13 protein-coding genes are annotated in these 18,855 nt (G+C 40.2%); 8 read left to right on the plus strand and 5 right to left on the minus strand.

The window, feature by feature from the left end:
* Window positions 1-21: 21 nt before the first annotated feature.
* Entirely contained in the window at window positions 22-282 is a 261-nt protein-coding gene (locus AB0756_RS36575; protein WP_038088678.1) for a ribbon-helix-helix domain-containing protein, read from the minus strand.
* A gap of 506 nt (window positions 283-788) precedes the next feature.
* Here AB0756_RS36575 and AB0756_RS36580 point away from each other — a divergent pair.
* From AB0756_RS36580 to AB0756_RS36590, 3 genes are all read left to right on the plus strand, one after another.
* Window positions 789-926 (plus strand): hypothetical protein, encoded by a 138-nt coding sequence (locus tag AB0756_RS36580; protein WP_153021558.1) that lies wholly within the window; start codon window positions 789-791, stop codon window positions 924-926.
* A gap of 452 nt (window positions 927-1,378) precedes the next feature.
* A complete protein-coding gene (locus tag AB0756_RS36585; RefSeq protein WP_050045308.1) occupies window positions 1,379-4,246 on the plus strand; it encodes an apolipoprotein A1/A4/E domain-containing protein in 2,868 nt (955 codons plus the stop codon).
* A 454-nt stretch (window positions 4,247-4,700) separates the two neighbouring features.
* On the plus strand, window positions 4,701-6,023 hold the full coding sequence (locus tag AB0756_RS36590; protein ID WP_237265918.1) for an RNA-guided endonuclease InsQ/TnpB family protein: 1,323 nt from the start codon (window positions 4,701-4,703) through the stop codon (window positions 6,021-6,023).
* 67 nt (window positions 6,024-6,090) lie between these two features.
* Here the strand turns inward: AB0756_RS36590 and AB0756_RS36595 are convergent, their stop codons facing one another.
* Together AB0756_RS36595 and AB0756_RS36600 are read right to left on the minus strand one after the other, a co-directional pair.
* Window positions 6,091-6,630, minus strand: coding sequence for a hypothetical protein (locus AB0756_RS36595; protein WP_336604378.1), 540 nt, complete (start codon window positions 6,628-6,630; stop codon window positions 6,091-6,093).
* A gap of 127 nt (window positions 6,631-6,757) precedes the next feature.
* Complete coding sequence (locus AB0756_RS36600; protein WP_038088675.1) at window positions 6,758-6,949, minus strand: CsbD family protein; 192 nt, start codon at window positions 6,947-6,949, stop codon at window positions 6,758-6,760.
* Window positions 6,950-7,200: 251 nt separating this feature from the next.
* Here AB0756_RS36600 and AB0756_RS36605 point away from each other — a divergent pair, with 251 nt between their 5' ends.
* Genes AB0756_RS36605 through AB0756_RS36615 form a run of 3 tightly spaced genes read left to right on the plus strand, consistent with a single transcriptional unit; the run spans window position 7,201 to window position 10,158 of the window.
* Entirely contained in the window at window positions 7,201-8,190 is a 990-nt protein-coding gene (locus tag AB0756_RS36605; protein ID WP_137986127.1) for a beta propeller repeat protein, read from the plus strand.
* A 37-nt stretch (window positions 8,191-8,227) separates the two neighbouring features.
* Window positions 8,228-9,496, plus strand: coding sequence for an FAD-dependent oxidoreductase (locus AB0756_RS36610; protein ID WP_038088672.1), 1,269 nt, complete (start codon window positions 8,228-8,230; stop codon window positions 9,494-9,496).
* Window positions 9,497-9,537: 41 nt separating this feature from the next.
* Complete coding sequence (locus AB0756_RS36615; RefSeq protein ID WP_038088669.1) at window positions 9,538-10,158, plus strand: hypothetical protein; 621 nt, start codon at window positions 9,538-9,540, stop codon at window positions 10,156-10,158.
* On the opposite strand, the gene AB0756_RS36620 is transcribed toward AB0756_RS36615, so the two are convergent.
* Complete coding sequence (locus tag AB0756_RS36620) at window positions 10,159-12,528, minus strand: MHYT domain-containing protein (RefSeq protein ID WP_050045309.1); 2,370 nt, start codon at window positions 12,526-12,528, stop codon at window positions 10,159-10,161.
* 505 nt (window positions 12,529-13,033) lie between these two features.
* On the opposite strand from AB0756_RS36620, the gene AB0756_RS36625 reads away from it, so the two are divergent.
* Window positions 13,034-14,353 (plus strand): AAA-like domain-containing protein, encoded by a 1,320-nt coding sequence (locus AB0756_RS36625; protein WP_038088666.1) that lies wholly within the window; start codon window positions 13,034-13,036, stop codon window positions 14,351-14,353.
* Window positions 14,354-14,369: 16 nt separating this feature from the next.
* Window positions 14,370-17,867, plus strand: coding sequence for a WD40 domain-containing protein (locus AB0756_RS36630; protein WP_050045310.1), 3,498 nt, complete (start codon window positions 14,370-14,372; stop codon window positions 17,865-17,867).
* A gap of 4 nt (window positions 17,868-17,871) precedes the next feature.
* On the opposite strand, the gene AB0756_RS36635 is transcribed toward AB0756_RS36630, so the two are convergent.
* Window positions 17,872-18,786 (minus strand): alpha/beta fold hydrolase, encoded by a 915-nt coding sequence (locus AB0756_RS36635; RefSeq protein WP_038088664.1) that lies wholly within the window; start codon window positions 18,784-18,786, stop codon window positions 17,872-17,874.
* Between the last annotated feature and the right edge of the window lie 69 nt (window positions 18,787-18,855).

An 18,855-nucleotide genomic window follows, 5' to 3' on the forward strand; every position in this document is an offset into this window, starting at 1 on the left:
TTTTGACAACTAACCGATAGCTCATGCTTCGTTCGAGTTCTCCATATTATTCTCACCCAAAACCATAGAACGCAAAGAGTGCCAATATTCTGGTGTGACTTCCTGTCCTGGAGAATCAATACCTTCGAGTAAAAGAGCTTCCAACTTTTCTTGTGCTTTGCGTTTTTGGTCTTGCTGTACTAAATCTAAAAAATATTCGCTAATGCTATTGTAAGCACCAGCTATTACTTGTGCCTCAACGTAAACGCGCACCTTATCAGGTATATCGATGTTGATATTCATTAGGATTCAAGCATAAAGATCGCTTACTATTTTAACTTACAATTTCACATCAACCCCAATTCCCCAAGGTCTATGCCAATTTTTAGAGCTTGATTTTAATCGAATTTACGTTGTCCTATAGCAATCTTAAATGAATTGTTAGAAAATTCACTTCCCTGCTAACATCGTCCCCCCGATGCCTTGGCTACGGTGTACACACAAGTCTTCTAAAGTGTATTCTTGCGGTTTCGATCCCCCCTAAACCCCCTTAAAAAAGGCTTAAAAAAAGGGGGAACTTAATTCCAATTCTCCTTTTTTAGGATGTTTCATGTCTTTTCTAGAGAACTGTGTACACCGTATGATGCCTTGGAGGAACTACAGGGGGTCACAATAATTTCAAATTCGCACGAATGATTTAGGACTGCTATAGTTCTTTAATGGTTTGGAACTTAATAAGTAGGTGAGTAGAAATCAATAGAACTATATTACAAAATGTAAAAACTTTGGAAATCCTAACCAAGGGAATAATGTTGAACGAACCTCTAGAACTTGTACTGACTGATTTATCGCAAGGCTTACCTGCTATCACCCCTTCATTTGGAGCCGCATTGGCTGAAGCCTGTGCTGTATGCTTAGAACAACAAGGTCATGCTCAAGGTGCTTAGGTGCCAGTTAGCGGAGATTTTACTGCTACATTTAAGCTGCGATGGTAATCGTCAAAAATCGCATCGATCTGCTATGGATAACAACTATATGCTAACGATTCTTGCTGCTTGTTTATCTCATCATTGATAATTTACCTAATTAACATAACGTAATATTATTTAAAATAATTAAACTACAACTAGAACCCTGATTTCTTAGAGAAGTCAGGGTTCTACACTCACACAGACATAAAAATAACTAAAGTCAATCTTCAGGAAGATAAATTACAGAGAAATATTTTCTAGCCTACAAATAGGGAGCAAAGCTGAGATTTGATTTTTGGGAGATCGTTAACAAACACATTAAAACTGGAACTGTAGAGAGATTGGGTTCCAGTTCAAGAGAAAGTACTTTAGGTACGTAATGACTGAGTACAGCAGTATCTAATCAAACTAAATTGAGGACAATATCTATGTTTGCAAGTGCATTCATTGCATTTAAATCCTGCTATCTACAAGGATTGGCACAAATTCCCGTAGTTGACGAAGTATTAACTCCAGAAGAAGTATCAGTTGCTTTTTCTGGCCCTAAATTTTTGGTAGCATTGCTTGCAGGCGTATTTATGGCATTTGCTTTCCAACTTCTGTTAACTAACTTTTCAGTAGCGGTGGGAATTTCATCTTTGGGAACTGATTCTTATACCGATGATGAGTCAGGAACCTCAGGTAGTACAATTCGTAAAATTGAAACATCTGTTGGTCTTTGGGCGATCGCAACCGCAACTATCGCATTATTTAGCGCCTGTTTTTTAGCAGTGAAACTCAGCCTAATTGAAAGTGCGTCCTTGGGAGCGATTATTGGTGTCGTCATCTGGTCTGCTTATTTCTCACTCATTATGTGGCTTGGTTCAAAAGCAGTAGGTTCTTTAATTGGCTCTGTTGCGAGCACTGTCACATCTGGCTTACAAGGAATAATGGGTACAGCCACTGCTGCTTTAGGTGCAAATGCTGCTAAAAATCAAATAGTTTCCACTGCAGAAGAAATTAGTGCTGTTGTTCGTCGCGAGCTTGTATCGGGACTTAACACCGATACTATTAGAAATACATTGCAAAATTCTTTAACTTCTATACAACCGTCAAAACTAGATGTTAAAGAAATTCGATCGCAATTTGACAAGCTACTAAAGGATGCAGATTTGCGATCGCTTGCTGATAGCGACCTACTGAAAAATATAAATCGTCAAACATTCGTCGATTTAATTAGCAGTCGTACAGACTTTTCCAAAGAAGATGTTAATCGTATCGCCGACCAATTACAAAATGCTTGGAACCAAGTTTTGGCTAGGCAAAATCCTACAGAACAAGTCATTCGTTTAATTCAACAAGCAACACCGGAAGAACTACAATCCGAACGTTTAGGAGAGAAAGTTCAGCAATTGGCAACAGTTGGAGGTGGAAATGGCAAACAAAGCAATGGAATAGTCAAACAAGCTCTAGAAGTTGGCTTAGGTGTCACTTTACCTGCTGTGTTAAAACAAGTAGACTTGTCTCAATTGGATGTAGAACAAGTCAGTCAACAACTACAACAGATGAGAGAAAAAGTTCGGGATGTAGATGTAGAGAAAATCACACAACAGTTGCAACAACTTAAAGACCAAGCGACTCACCAAGCTGAAAAACTTGGCGGTGCTGTAGCTGAAAGATTACCTGCATCTGTAAATAATACAATTAAAGCAGATGTAGAAGAATACATACTGAATTCCTTTCCCTGGCATTTCAATCGCATTACCATTCAAGATGAATTCAAAGAAGTTATCTACGATCGCGATGCAAATCCTTCAAGTGTAAGACGACAATTGGAAGAACTCAACCAAGAGTATCTCACCAACTTATTGCAACAGCGGGGAGATTTGAGCGAAGTAAGGATTAAGGAAATTAGTGAATTACTTCAAAGCACCAAAAACGAGGTTTTAGAAACTGTCAAGCAGGCGGAAGCACGAGAACAACCGCAAAATGTCCGCACCCGTTTAGAAGATTATTTGCGATCGACTAACAAAGAAGAACTCAAACCAGAACGAATTGGGCAAAACTTAACAAAGCTACTAGAAGATCCGAAAGGTAGTTTTGAGGATGTGAAAGAGCAATTTTCACAAATCGATCGCGATACCTTAGTAAGTTTCTTAGCAGTACGCTCCGATTTGAACGAAGAAGAAGCGAATAATATTGTCAGTCAATTTGAACAGACTCGCGATAATCTTTTAAATCGCGCTGGCGAACTGCAAGAGCAAGCGAAGGCTAAAGCCGACGAATTCAGACAAAGAGTAGAAGATTATTTGCGAAATACTCACAAAGAAGAACTCAACCCTGAAGGCATCAAACGCGACTTGAAAACATTGCTAGACAATCCGGAAGTAGGTATCTCTGCTCTTAGGGCAAGATTATCACAATTCGATCGCGATACTTTAGTGAAGTTACTCAGTCAGCGTCAAGATTTGACTGAAGAACAAATTAATCATGCTATTGACTCAGTACAACAAGGCATTGACAACATTGTTAAAGCACCTAGACGCTTGACAAACCGTGCAACACAAGGAGTTGTAGAGTTTGAAGCAAATTTAGAGAACTATTTGCGTAACACTAATAAAGAAGAACTGAATCCAGAAGCTATCAAACGAGATTTGCAACTGTTGCTATCTTCTCCTCGTGCGGGAGTCTCTTCTTTAGGAGAACGCATTTCTAAATTCGATCGCTCTACACTTGTCAGCTTACTGTCCCAACGCGAGGATATCTCCCCTGAAGAAGCGAACAAAATCGTCGATCGCATAGAATCCGTTCGTGACTCGATTGTCGAACAGTATCAGCAAGTCCAGAAAAGAGTGCAATCGATCGTTGATGGAGTTTTTGAGAAAGTTCGCAACTATCTCAATTCACTGAACTGTCCCGAACTGAATTATGACAGCATACAACAAGACTTTGCCAAATTATTCGACTCTCCACAAGAAGGGTTTGAGGCTATACGCGATCGCCTTTCACAATTTGATCGCGATACTTTAGTTGCTCTCATTAGTTCTCGCGAAGATATTTCAGAAGAACAAGCCAACCAGATTGTTAACCGCATCGAAGCCGCACGGGATAGCGTATTAAATCAAGCCGAACGCATTCAACAAGAAACTCAAAAACGGTTAGACGCAATCAAAGAGCAAGCTAAAAAGCAAGCAGTGGAAACCAAAAAAGTTGTTGCAGGTGCAGCTTGGTGGTTGTTTAACACAGCTAGCATCTCTCTAGCGGCTTCAGCAGTGGCTGGTGCTTTAGCTGTATCGGGATTTAATCTATTTGGTTGAAGATTTGACGAGTTGATAACTCTAAAGTGTGGGATGGGTGTTCTCGCCCGTCCTATACTAATTGCAGGCTTCTAGCCTGCACTAACTATAAGAGAAAATTGGACATTTTTTGATTTGGAAGTCCCTTAACTAAAACCGACATTCATCCCACATCTGACCGAAGGCAGTGTGGGATGAATGTCGGGGTGATGACGAATTGACCCACAACCAATTCAATCCGCTATTCCTTGACAGGGCAGGGGGTCAATGAGGAATCACCAGTTTTGGGGCTTGGCAACTTATCGATCCAATCCTCTATTATTTGTGTCACTGTTTTATCCTTATCTGCTGCATACTGCCTCAGCTTGTTTAATCTACGTTTTGACATCCTGACACTTAATCTAGAATCTTTCATAATGGGTAAACAACGTATACACTTTTATGATAAAGTCTATCTGGTGTTGAGAATTAAAAAATGAGGTCTGCATACCAGTACAAACTACGTCCAACAAAAGTCCAAGTTGTAGAGATAGATAGATGGCTATCTATGTTATGCGCTCAGTATAACTATTTGTTGGCAGATAGATTTCATTGGTATGAACAAAACCGTAGTCCTGTTAATGCTTGCCCACTAGTTTGTCACCTACCTGAATTAAGAGATAATCCTGACTATTACTCTCAAAAGAAAACATTGCCTGAGCTTAAGAAAACTCATCCCCACTACGGTGATATTTATTCACAAGTGTTACAAGATGTAGTTAAACGAGTTAAGGTAACTTTTGACCGTTTTCTTAAAGGCGATAGCAATGGTAAAAAAAGTGGTAAACCAAGGTTTAAATCTAGAAGTAGATACAAAACCTTTACTTATCCTCAGATGAAAGAAGACTGCTTGCAGGATGACTTGATTAATCTCCCAAAATTGGGGTTAATAAAAGTTGTTTTGCATCGTCAACTGCCTACTGGTTTCAAAATTAAAACTGCCTCTGTCACCAAAAAAGCAGATGGATACTACATCACTTTAAGTCTAGAAGACCCTACAGTTCCTACTGTTAAACCTGACATTAATCCCGAATCGATTACTGGCATTGACCTGGGATTGAAGGAGTTTTTGACAACCTCTGAAGGTGAAGCTGTTGCTATTCCAAAACATTATAGGAAAGCACAAAAACGATTAAGAGTAGTCACCAAGCGAGTATCTAGACGTAAAAAGGGCAGTAAAGGGAGACAAAAAGCAGTTAAGCAACTAGGTAAGCAACATAAAAAAGTTGCTGATAAACGTCGGGATTTTCATTTCAAAACTGCTAATCATTTACTCAAAAAGTATGATGTCATAGTCCATGAAGATTTAAATATCAAAGGACTTTCAAAGTCCAGTCTAGCAAAGTCAGTTCATGATGCTGGGTGGTCAAGCTTTTTATCAATTCTTGCAAATAAAGCCGAAAATGCTGGTTTGCTTGTGATAGCTGTTAACCCAAAAAACACATCTCAAGATTGTTCTAATTGTGGGGCTAAAGTTCCTAAAAAACTGCATGAGAGATGGCATAGTTGTCCTCATTGCTCATGCAGCTTGGATAGGGATCGTAATGCTGCGATTAATATAAAGAAAAGGGCGGATGGGCATACCGTTCTTAAAGCCAAGAGTCTCCTAAGCAATAGCCGGATTGTCTTGGAAGCCTACACTTACTGCTTCTCAGTAAGTGTAGGAGATGTCACTGAAAATCAATCACAGGTTGAAGAAGCAAGGTTATGGCTCCCACAACTACGAACGATAGCGTTACCCACAATAGAACAAGATTAGGTTTCATCGTATTTTTCCTTTACCAACTAACTGAAGTATATGCACAAGTTTGTAATAACTTATCTACTTAACGAGATACGATCTCTTCTCGTACCTCCCAACGAACAAGTCTAGGTAGTTGTGACAAATCGAGAGCGTAGTTTCCAGTCCATAAGACAATCTCTATGAATAGCAGATTCCGAATCCATGCCAAATCACTCACGGGGTTGAGAAGCATCAATCCCTGATATAACTGCCAGACACGGTAAGGCAAGTACAGGTAGGGTATCATGACAAATACGAATGAATGAAACCATCTCAGTGATAGGCTTTCAGAAAGGATTTGCAACCCTAGCATGAAAAAGTAAGAGATTAGTACGATCGCTGCACTAAAATAGCCTTGCCAAATAACCCACACAAGCCCAACTAGTGGCAGGATTATACCTCCAATTTGCATTGTCAAAAACCAAATCCTAAACCAATTTGGCAATGGTTTTGGTAAATCATAGGGTTTTGTATTTCTCCACGCCCAGCCTGTTACTAGAAAAAATGACGTTGCGATCGCGAAGAATAAGAAGTTTTCTAGAAAGATGTTGAGAAAATCGATTTCACTGGTTATAACAGCCACTGATTTACTTTAAGGATGTATGAAAATACAAAAATATATATGTTGAGCTTACCGTGGGAAAACTCAACATATATATATACGTTGGGTTTCGTTCCTCAACCCAACCTACAAAAATTCTTATCTGAGACTAATAAGATCTATCTATGGCTTCCTTTTTTTCGTCTTTGATGTTTTCTACAGTATGCTCAACTGCAGCTTCTCTCTGTTTTGCCTGACCTTCTGCTTTATCTTTAGGATTGCCAGTTACTTCACCAACTGCTTCTTGGATTTTGCCTTCGATGTTTTTAGCGGTTGCTTCCACTCTATTTTCAGTACTCATTGCTGAACTCCTTTATACAACTATTTATCCACAACTTTTTGAAAGTTGCAAAAAAATAAAAATAAGGTTTCACAATACTAAAATATCAATTCTGTCGAATCATCTGCCTCTACCGCAAGCCTGATTGATATTTCAATTGCAACCTAAATAGGACTGCTATATTAGAGATGTAACCAATGTTGCGGGATATAGCTAATTAGCAAGGATAAATGCTAACCATAGTGGCAGCATTGATAAAAGAGGTTCAAATTATGAACGATACAACACGGCAACTAATGGAACCCATCGATCGCCAACAAGCCGATACAGACTTTGCTAATGTCGAACGGGTGATGCACAAGCCCCAAATCGTAGCAGGAACATCTAAGGGTTTGCTATTTCTTGATTCCGAGCAGCATATTGAACTTGAAGGGAATTCCATCACAGATCTTGCTTTAAGCCAAGATGGATTGTGGACAATCGCGAATCACAACTCAGTCTGGCATCGCAATTCTAACAGCCAGTGGCATCAAGTCGCCTCAGTTAACGATCTACAACTGAACTGTATTCTGCCGCTTGAAGGTGAAGTTTTGGTTGGAACATCTGGAGCCTGTCTCATCCGCATTACAGATGGAAATATGCATCGCTTCAATTGCTTTCAAGATGTTGAGGGACGCTCAGAGTGGTATACGCCGTGGGGCGATCCTCCTGATGTGCGGTCTTTTGCAGTGAGTCAATCTGGAGAAATCTATGTCAACGTACACGTTGGCGGTATTTTGCGCTCTCGTGATGGAGGAAAGTCTTGGCAACCTACCATCGACTTTCATGCTGATGTTCACGAAGTCCGAACTGTTCCAAATCGTCCAGAACTAGTACTGGCAGCCACAGCTGAGGGATTAGCAGTCAGTCAAGATCGAGGAGATACTTGGAGCTTCGATCGCGCAAATCTGCATGCTGTGTATTCGCGAGCCATAGCAGTTTGCAAGGATACCATCTTGATGACTGCTTCCACAGGTCCCCGTACTAATAAAGCAGCCATCTATCGCCGTCCGCTCGATCGCTCGGGAGCCTTTGAGAAATGCGATCGCGGTCTGCCAGAGTGGTTTTCAAGTAACATTAACACGGGAACTGTTGCCACTTTAGAAAATTTCGCTGCATTTGGAACGAGTGATGGTCAGATTTTCTTCTCAAACGATGCAGGTTTGACATGGAAGAAGATAGCCACAGATTTGGCTTCAATAAACTGTTTGTCTCTCGCATAATATAGATCTGACATTTCTTCCAAACCTAACTTGTATTATGAATGTAATCATTGTTGGTGCGGGACCGACTGGTTTATTTTTAGCACATAGATTGCTAGCCCGAAATCCAAGCTACAAAGTAAAAATTTACGAATCTAACAAAAATCCCATTGATTTAGAGTACTGCGATAGCAAAGAATTTGGTTTAGGATTGGGTGCAAGAATCCAAAATTGGTTCAAAAGTATTGATGGTTTGGAGGAACAATTAGTCTCTCAAGGCATAAACTTTCCTAGTGGATTGATCTTGATTCCGCGTCGTCAGTTGTGTGCGTTACTATTGCGATCGCTACTGACTCTTTATGGCGAGCGCGAGTCCAATGAAAACTCACGGCTATGGATAAACTTTAACACTCCAGTAGTAAATGTCGATCTTACACATCGCGAGATTATCATTGACGGAGACACTGGTTCTGAAAAAGTGCCATACGATCTCTTAATCGGGGCGGATGGAATTTACTCAACCATCAGAAGTGCCATGATGGTTTCAAAACCAGACAAAAATAATTTTCAACAGCAGCAACGACCGCACGTCTGGAAAGTGCTGCAAATACCCGTACAACCAGAACTACAACAACATCCGTCCCGCATCATTCGACTTCAAAAGCACAGCCCTCAGTTTGGTCTAATTTTTGGTGCTTTGTTACCGCAAAAAGAAAGTAGTTTCAATGCACTAATATTCTGGCAACCAGTAGGTAGTAGCGACACCAACAATCCATGTGGAGTGTCAACAGTAGAAGAATTGCAGCAGTTATTACAACAAATGTCTCCAAAGAACTTGCCTGCATTCAAACTCGATAGCAATGAAGCTGAGACATTCTTGGCAGCCCAGCCAGGAAATGAATACTGGAGTCAGTGTTCCTGCTATCACGATCTAGAAGGTAGCGCAGTCCTAATTGGAGATGCTGCACATGGAATGTTTAGTATTTTAGGACAAGGTTGTACTGCGGCTGTTGCAGATGCAGTTGCACTTGACTCGTTACTTCAGCAGCACAGCGATCGATTGTCCATCGTCTTACCAGAATTTTCCCGTCAGCAAGTTAAAGAAGGTCATGCTGCTTCTGACCTCAACCTAATTGCACTTATAGTTTACCACCGATGGTTAGGTCTTCTCTACAAAGTTATTACTTTAATATGGGTAATTGTATTAAGACAGCCGAGCATCTTTGCTAGAGTCAATCAAGTAGATACTAATTACGTGCAGGTACTACATGAAAATAGATTGTGGGTATGGCTTGCTAAAAAACTACTTCTAAGCAATCCTACTTAATTATCTACTACAATTAATTGTGATTTAGCACCACCTGTAACATGACCAAAGCCAGGATTCTCGATCCATCCGAGAGCTATACTTTTAGCAAATATGCTGAATTAGCCTATGATAGTGCTGACATTCTCACTGAATTTAGTGTTCGCTTGAATAATACGGATCTTCAACTGCCACAACAATTACCAATCGATTTAGAACCATTGAGAGTAGAACTGCAAGAAAATTTGACCTTAGTAGATCCTACTTCAGAAATGGATCGACGCGAAGCGTTAATCTTTCCAATTCTCAAGACTGTTTGTAAGTTTATTCAAGCACCACTCAAAATTGAATATTTCATTTGGGTAAGCAATTGGCTCAAAGGTAGCTTTGATTATTTTATTCCTACTGGGCAAAATTTATTAGTCATCGAAGCTAAAAATGCTGATTTAGCTAGGGGTTTTACCCAGCTAGCAGTGGAATTAATTGCTCTGGATCGATGGACTGACTCGACAGTTCCAATGCTTTATGGAACTGTCACAACAGGAGATACTTGGAAGTTTGGAATTTTCCAACGCCAAGAAAAAATAGTTTATAAAGATATAAATACATATGCCGTTCCCGGCGATCTTAAGCAAGTACTTTCTGCTCTCTTTGGTATTACTTTAATAACTAATAACCAGTAACTAACCCTGTACGGGTACGAGACATTGTGTCCCTGCGTTAACTCCCGCACAATGTAGTGGAATTTCAATGACAAACTCTGTTCTTTGCCGGGGTACCGAATAATAAGTTAGCTTACCTTGGTGCTGTTGCACAATAATTTGATAGCTAATTGCTAAGCCCAAACCCATCCCTTTACCTACTGCCTTGCTAGTAAAAAATGGATCGAACAAACGAGACTTTACTGCATCGGAAATTCCACAACCATTATCCACAATGCGAATCTTGACAGTGTGAGTCTCTGTAATTTCCGTGTAAATACAAATTTTGGGCAGAAAATCTTCTTTGTTGCTTCGTTCGTCTAGAGCATCTATGGCGTTGTTTAACAAATGCATAAAGACTTGATTGAGCAGGCTGGGATAGCAGGTTACAAACGGCAATTGCCCGTACTTTGCTAGGACTGTTATTTCAGGGCGAAATGTTGTTGCTCTAAGACGATGTTGCAACAGTAATAAAGTGCTATCGATACCTTCATGAATATTGACAGGTTTAATTTTTGATTCATCTAGTCTGGAAAAATTGCGGAGAGAAAGAACGAGTTGCCAAATTCGTTGAACGCCTCTTTGCATGGAAATCATGCTGCTTTCTAGGTCTTGGCTGACTAAATCTAAGTCTAATTCTTTAAAAATTTCATTGAATTTATATATAGAATGAGGATACTCTTGATGATAAAGTCGAATCAAATGAAGCAAGTCTTGTAAGTATTGATTGGTATATTCAAGATTGCCGAAAATAAATCCTATAGGATTGTTAATTTCATGAGCAATACCTGCAACTAGTTGTCCTAGTGCTACCATCTTTTCATTCTGAATCAATTGAGCTTCTGCTTGTTTGAGATTGCTTAACGCTTTTTCTAGTTCTTGCTTTTGTTGCTTGAGTAAAGCTTCCGCTTGCAATCTTTCTTGAATTTCTTGTTGCAATATTATGGACTGATTCTTTGTCTGTTCTAAAAGTTCGGAATGCTCTAGAGCCACTCCTAGCTGATTGCTAATTTGTGCAACAATATTGATTTCTACATCTTTCCACTGACGCGGTTGGAAATTTTGATAAGTCGCTAACAATCCCCAAAGTTTCCGATTGGAAAAAATTGGTACAATAATATATGCTTTAGCTTGAAGTTGTTCTAAAAAATTAATATAACAATCATTAAACCCAGCATTATAAATATTATCTACAACCCGATAGGTCGTTCCTCCCTCAAAACCACCACCTTGAGTCTGTTGTAGATAAGTGTCTTTTATAACAAAAGAACTTTCAAAGAAACTGTCTGGTTCGCCGACCACATTCTTGAGAATACAACGTTTATCTAAAAGAGCATTATCTTGCAGTTTGGAATTGTTAATTTGTTCCTTTGATAGAGACCTCCATCCATCACCAACAGATTCAGCAACAAATTCTCCACTCCAGTCAGAATGAAAGCGATATATAACCACGCGATCGCAATTTATAACCTCTCTTAATTCTGATGTTGTTGTGTTAAAGATAGACTGAATATCTAATGTTTGTCGCATTCTCAGAATGGCTTTCGTTAAGGCTTTTTCCCGTTCAGCACTTTCTTGTAAAGCTTTTTGCCAAACGAGTTGAGCAGCATACCGACTGTCAAAGAATGAAGTCAGTAAAGCAGTCATCAGAATCAGAAAAGATCCAATACCGATTTGAATTGCTAACCCAACATTGGACGATGGCTCGGGGATCGCTAGCAATAATTCCGGTACCTGGATAAAATGAGTTGCCCACATCCCAGTGTAGTGCATACTGCTAATAGCAATCCCCATAACCAGCGCACTACTGAATTTCAACCGATTCAAACCAGTTTTGCTTGGGTTGCGGAAGCGAAAAGCCAGCCATAGTGAAGCACCTGACGCAGCGATCGCAATTCCTACTGATAAAGCAACAAGCCATGGGTTGTAATGCATTGTTGCTCCTGAAACTTTCATCCCTACCATTCCCAAGTAGTGCATGGACGCAATGGCTAATCCCATAACGGTACTACCGCCAAGCAGTATCCGCAGGCTAAGTTGCGATTGACTCAATAAAAGCATTGCTATCTCGGAAGCCATAATCGCATCTATCCAAGATATTATTGTCATTTTGATGTCATAAGAGATGGGAAGGGGTAGGTGGAAGGCTAACATAGCAATGAAATGCATTGACCAAATACCCGTTCCCATTGCTATAGCACCACCAATGCTCCAAATCCATCGAGATTTCGATGGTGAAGAAGGAGTCACTCGACAGGCTAACTCTAGCGCTGTATAGGAAGCGATCGCAGCCATCACAAATGACAGCGTTACCAAGGGTAGTTCGTAATTTCCAGAAATCATCTCAAGCATAGAGAAAATTAGCGGGGTGTTTGCAACCACTTCTTGATGTCATCATGAAAGGGGTAAATTTCTCGAAAAAATTTAAGTGTTATTGCTTAATATTTTCCCTTTACTTTCATATAAGAACACTTATGGTTTCTACTCCAGCATATGACTTTATATCAGTGACCGGAAGTAAAGACAGTAGCTTGATTTTTAGATTGGACGTCTCTTTCGAGTTCTACTCCGTATCAAAAAAGTTATTTTTCTTTCCAAAATTTTTCAAATCCAAGAAAAAAATTGTATACTTTTAGACTAAAAATGTATTGTTCTTATCTTGAATATAACTAACACAACTGCTAAAACTTAATTATAATCGGAGCTTCACGTAAAAGTGATTCTGTCAAGTACCTAAATTAACCTCTTTTGGGAGAAAACGACTCGCGCAAATAAAAAAAGTTACTTTTGTGATAACAGCCATGACAACTCCCATTGAATACGATTCTCAAAATAAGGTAAAAATAGAGCTACACAAATGAATGTGGATGAACTCGTAGACCTACTCAAAGTCAGTCTTCCCGACAGTTTAACACCATTACAAGAATTGGTATTGCGTTATTCGTGGGAAGGGAAAACTTATGCCAGCATGGCAGAGGAAACGAATTACGTCAAAGAATACCTCGGTCGCACGGCTTCCGACTTGTGGTCTGTCTTGAGCGATTACTGGAAAGAACCGATAAATAAAAATAACTTACGGTTGTTATTTGAGTCGCGCCAACTCACGAAAACCCAACAACAATTTATCGGACAACACCGCAGTCAAAGTACTCCTCCTTTACTGGAATTTCCAGGTGCTCCCGTTAGTGCGGACTCTCCGTTTTATGTGGTACGTCCTCCCATTGAGGAACTTGCTTGTGAGGAAGTGACGAAACCAGGCAGTATTATTTGTATTAAAGCTCCTTGGAAAATGGGAAAAACATCTTTAATGTTGAAGATTTTTTCTTATAGTGAATTGCAGGAATACCGTACCGTCAATATTGACTTTCAGCAAGCGGATAAATCTGTGCTAGCCAACTCAGATAAATTTTTTCGTTGGTTTAGCATGAATGTTAGCAGACAATTAATGCTAGACCCCCAACTGGATGATTATTGGGATGAAGATATGGGCAGTAAAGTAAGCTGTACTATTTATTTTCAAGGACACCTCTTAAAACAAATGCAGACGCCTCTCGTTTTAGGATTAAATGAAGTCAATATACTCTTTGAATACCCCGATATCGCAGAAGATTTTTTATCATTGCTACGCTCTTGGTACGAGCAAGCTAAGGTTATAAAAATTTGGCAAAAACTTCGTTTAGTTCTTGCTTATTCTACAGAAATTTATATTCCACTTCATCTCAATCAATCTCCGTTTAATGTAGGTTTACCGCTTAAATTACCACAATTTACATCCGAGCAAGTGTCTGCATTAGCGCAACGTCACCAACTCAGTTGGAGTAGTACCCAAACCAAACAACTGATGGAGCTTGTAGGAGGTCATCCTTACTTATTACGACTTGCTTTCTATTACCTTTGTCGCGGTGATTTGACACTGAAACAAGTTTTACGAGAAGCCCCGACAGAATCAGGTATTTATAGCAGTCATTTACGCAGGCTGCTATCTGTATTAAAATTTGATTCCGTATTAGAACAAGCTTTTCAACAGGTGATTGCAGTAGAAGAATCTGTTAAATTAACTTCCTTGATAACTTATAAACTAGATAGTCTTGGGTTAGTCAATATCAATGGTGATTCAGTGACACCTAGTTGTGAACTATATCGGCTATATTTTAAGAATCAATTATTACAAAATTAATCAAAACAAATTCTCCATGCTAAGCCAATACCAAGTCGGTGGGAGCTTGTACAATGATGCTCCAAGTTATGTTGTACGTGATGCAGATGAAAAACTTTATACAGCATTAAAAGCAGGAGAATTTTGTTATGTCTTTAATACCCGTCAAATGGGTAAATCATCGTTGCTTGTGAGAGCAAAACACAATCTAGAAGAAGAAGGATATCGCTGTACAACTATTGATATGAACCGTATTGGTAGCGAACAAATAACTCCTTTGCAGTGGTACAAAGGTATCATTGGAGATTTGTGGCGGGGATTTGGTTGTATGGAAAAACTAAATTTAAAAACTTGGTGGCAAGAACAGGATGATATTCCTTTGTTACAAAAATTGAGCGATTTTATCGAAGAATTATTATTGAAGCAATTTCCTAAGGAAAAATTATGTATTTTTATTGATGAAATTGATAGCGTTCTCAGTTTAAGTTTCCCAATTGATGATTTTTTTGCCTTGATTCGCTACTGCTACAATCAAAGAGCGATTGATTCAGAATATAACCGCATTACATTTGCACTCTTTGGAGTGGCAACTCCCTCTGACTTAATTCGCGATCGCAATAGAACTCCTTTTAACATTGGTAGAGCTATTGAGTTATATGGTTTTACTTTAGAAGAAGCAATTCCTTTGACACAAGGATTAACAGAACGAGTTGAACATCCCACTCTAGTTCTTCAAGAAATACTAAATTGGACTTCAGGACAACCATTTCTAACTCAAAAAGTTTGCCAATTAGTAGCTGAAACATCGCAAGGAAAACTTGTTCAAAAAGAAAAAGCAGCCATAGATGAAGCATCTTGGGTAGAAAATATTGTTCGTTCTCGCATCATTAATAAGTGGGAATCTCAAGACGAACCAGAGCATTTACGGACGCTCCGCGATCGCATTCTTAGGAACGAACGTTCTGCTGGCAAGTTGCTGAGCATTTATCAGCAAGTTTTACAAGGAATAAAAATTCCTGCAGATGACAGTCGCGAACAAATTGAACTCCTGTTAAGCGGGTTAATTATCAAAAGTCAAGGTATATTGCAAGTCAAAAATCGGATTTATGAGGAAATTTTTAACCTCCAGTGGGTAGAAAAACAGCTTGGCGAGCTACGTCCCTACTCTCAGATGTTCGATGCTTGGATTGCCTCAAAGCAAGCAGATTCTTCGCGGCTGTTACGCGGACAAGCATTGATTGATGCTCAAGTTTGGGTACAGGGCAAAAGTTTGCAAGAACTTGATTATCAGTTCATCACTGCTTCTGTGGAATATGAGAGAAAAGAAATACAACGAGCATTAGAAACAGAACGACTGCAAGAAGTAGAAGCCAGACTGGCTGCACAGAAAAAAAGTGCCAGACTGCAAAGATTTTTTTTGATTGCTGTGGGGAGTGGATTAATTGTTTCTAGCGCGTTGGGGCTGGGAATATTTTTTCAATACCGCAAAGCAACTGTGAGCGAACGTCAAGCAAGACTGAGCGAAATTCAAGCCTTAATCTCTTCATCGGAAGGGCTTTTTGCTTCTTATCGCAGGTTAGATGCACTTGTAGACGCAATCAAAGCCAAACGAAGACTTCAAAAACTGGGGAAAGTAGATGCAAATATAGAGCAGGACGTCAATGCTATTTTGCAGCAAGCTGTTTATGGAGAAGAAGAGCATAACAACTTATCAGGGCATACAGCCGCTGTTTTAGCAGTGGAAATTAGTCCTGATAGTTCTCAAATTGCCTCAGCAAGTGTCGATAAAACAGTTAAACTTTGGCAGCGGGATGGTAAAGAAGTTGCAACTCTTAGAGGTCATAAAGCTCCTATAAGGAGTATAGATTTTAGCTCTGATGGAACAACAATTGCTTCTGCAAGCGACGATCAAACAATAAAACTTTGGCACAGAGATGGGACTTTGATCAAAACGTTTCAAGCTCATAATGCTGGAGTGTGGGGAATTGCCTTTAGTCCGGACGGTCAAACTCTTGCATCAGGTGGTATGGATAGAACAGTAAAACTATGGAAGCGAGACGGTACTTTACTCAAAACTTTCCGGGGTCATACTGCAGGAGTGTGGAGAGTCGCATTTAGCCCAGACGGCCAAACTCTTGCCTCTACAAGTTTCGACATGACAGTGAAGTTATGGAAAACAGATGGAACCTTATTCAAAACGCTCCAAGGTCATCGTGCTGTCGTAGAATCTGTGGCTTTTAGCTCCGACGGTCAAACAATCGCTTCTGCAAGTGGCGACCAAACAATTAGGCTTTGGAGACGAGATGGTACCCCCATCAGAACTCTCAAAGGTCATAATGCTGCGGTACAGGATATTGCGTTTAGTCCAGATGGTCGGCGATTGGCTTCCTCAAGTATTGACAAAACATTAAAAATATGGAGTATTGACGGCACAGAGCTAAACACTCTTAGAGGACACACGGCCTCAGTCTGGGGCGTCAGCTGGAGCAAAGATGGTAGTTTTCTGGCTTCTGCAGGGTCAGAAAACACTGTCAAACTTTGGCAGAGCCAGAACCCATTCCAAACAACTGTCGTTGCTGACAGAACGGCAATTTGGGCAGTAGACATTAGTTCTGACAGCAAAATCATTGCGACTGGGAGTCTCGATCACACGGCTAAGTTCTGGAATCGTCGTGGTGAATTGCTCAACAAGTTCTTAAAATCAAAACAAACTTCTGGGATTTTTTCACTTGCTTTCAATCCAGATCGCAAGTCAATTGTATTTGCCAATGGCGACAAGAACTTGCAACTTTGGAGACAAGACGGAACTCTGCTAAAGACTTTCCCCGGTCATGATGCATTGATATTGACAGTTGCCTTTAGTCCTGATGGTCGAACTTTAGCTTCAGGAAGTCAAGATAATACCGTTAAGCTCTGGAACCCTAATGGGAGTTTGCTAAACACTTTAACAGGGAATGAAGGTGGTGTTTGGCAAGTTGCGTTTAGCCCAGATAGTCGGATGGTTGCTTCTGCTGGTGGTGACGGTAAGGTGAGACTGTGGAATCTTGATGGTAAGTTACTCACAACTCTTCAAAGTCATGATGATACTTCTGTATGGAGAGTAGCATTTAGCCCCGACGGTCAAACGATCGCATCTGGCGGTGGAGACAACACAATTAAGCTCTGGAAAATTGATGGCACTTTGCTGCGAACTTTTAAGGGTCATCATGGTGCAGTTTGGGGAGTTGCTTTTAGTCCCAACGGTCAGATCGTTGCTTCTGCAAGTGTAGACAGCACTGTTAAACTTTGGCAGCTTAACGGTCGGGAAGTAACGACCCTTAAAGGACATAGTTCAACAGTGAGGGGAATTGCGCTCAGTCGTGACGGTACTTTGCTGGCTTCAGTCGGCGAAGACAACACGCTGATTTTATGGCATCTATCAAAGATTCTCAATCTAGATGCACTGGCTTACGGTTGCGATCGCATACGAGATTATTTACAGACGAATTCGGAAATAAAAGAAGGCGATCGCAACCTGTGCGATAGTCGTCAATAACACATTAGTTGTAATTCAACAATAAAAAATCCCGAATTGCTTCTACAATCGCAGACGGATATTCCTCATGCATACCCAAAGAACCCGGTAAAACAGTCGATTGCACTCCCGGTAACTCAGCCAAAGCATTCATCTCAGCACGGGATTTGGATGGGCTAGATTCTCCAATAACAACCATCAAGGGAACAGACAGATTCTTCGCCAGCGTCAAAAAATCATCTTGGTTATTCACTGCGTCGAGATTACCAGTCACAAACGCAGCTGGTGCAAATCTTGCTCCCGGTCGTTGAGTATTGTTCCATTTGTACTGAATGAAGCTTGGTGTAAGTTTTGCTTCATCCACATAGACATGGCGACGGTACATCAAACTCAAGAAAGATGGAACAGTGTTGAGCTTATAAAGAAGTTGTCCGATGATGGGCGATCGCACCATTCCTCGAAAGATTCCAGCCACTTGGCTGTTGACACCCATGGTAGGTAAGGGACCGCGCCAAGTTGGAGCTACCAAGACAATCCGTGAGAATGCTGTCGGTATTTTGTTTGCAACTTGAAGAACATAAGCTGTACTGTGACCGGCTGCAATAATTGTGACTGGCTTATTAAATACAGAAGTCACGAAATCGTATAAAAACTGCTGATATAAAGCGGGTTGGTAATCAACTGGAAGTCGTGAAGATTGACCAAAACCGGGCCAATCGACAGCAGTCACTTGAAAATAGGGAGACAGCAGTTTACCGATTTCCCCCATTTCCGAGCGCATAGAAACAGTGCTAAAAGCTGGAAGCAGTAGGAGTGGAGAACCTGTACCCAAACTTTCATAAACCACACGAATTTGTTGATTTTCCCACTGCCAAGTAAATTCTCGAACAACTCCACCGATTTCACTATTAGTAGACGCAGATAACACATTGGTTGACATAATTTTACCTTTGTTAATTGCTAATTGCTAATTGCTAATTGCTAATTGCTAATTGCTAATTGCTAATTG

This window comes from Tolypothrix campylonemoides VB511288_2 (assembly GCF_045999855.1).
GTDB lineage: Bacteria > Cyanobacteriota > Cyanobacteriia > Cyanobacteriales > Nostocaceae > Scytonema > Scytonema bouteillei_A.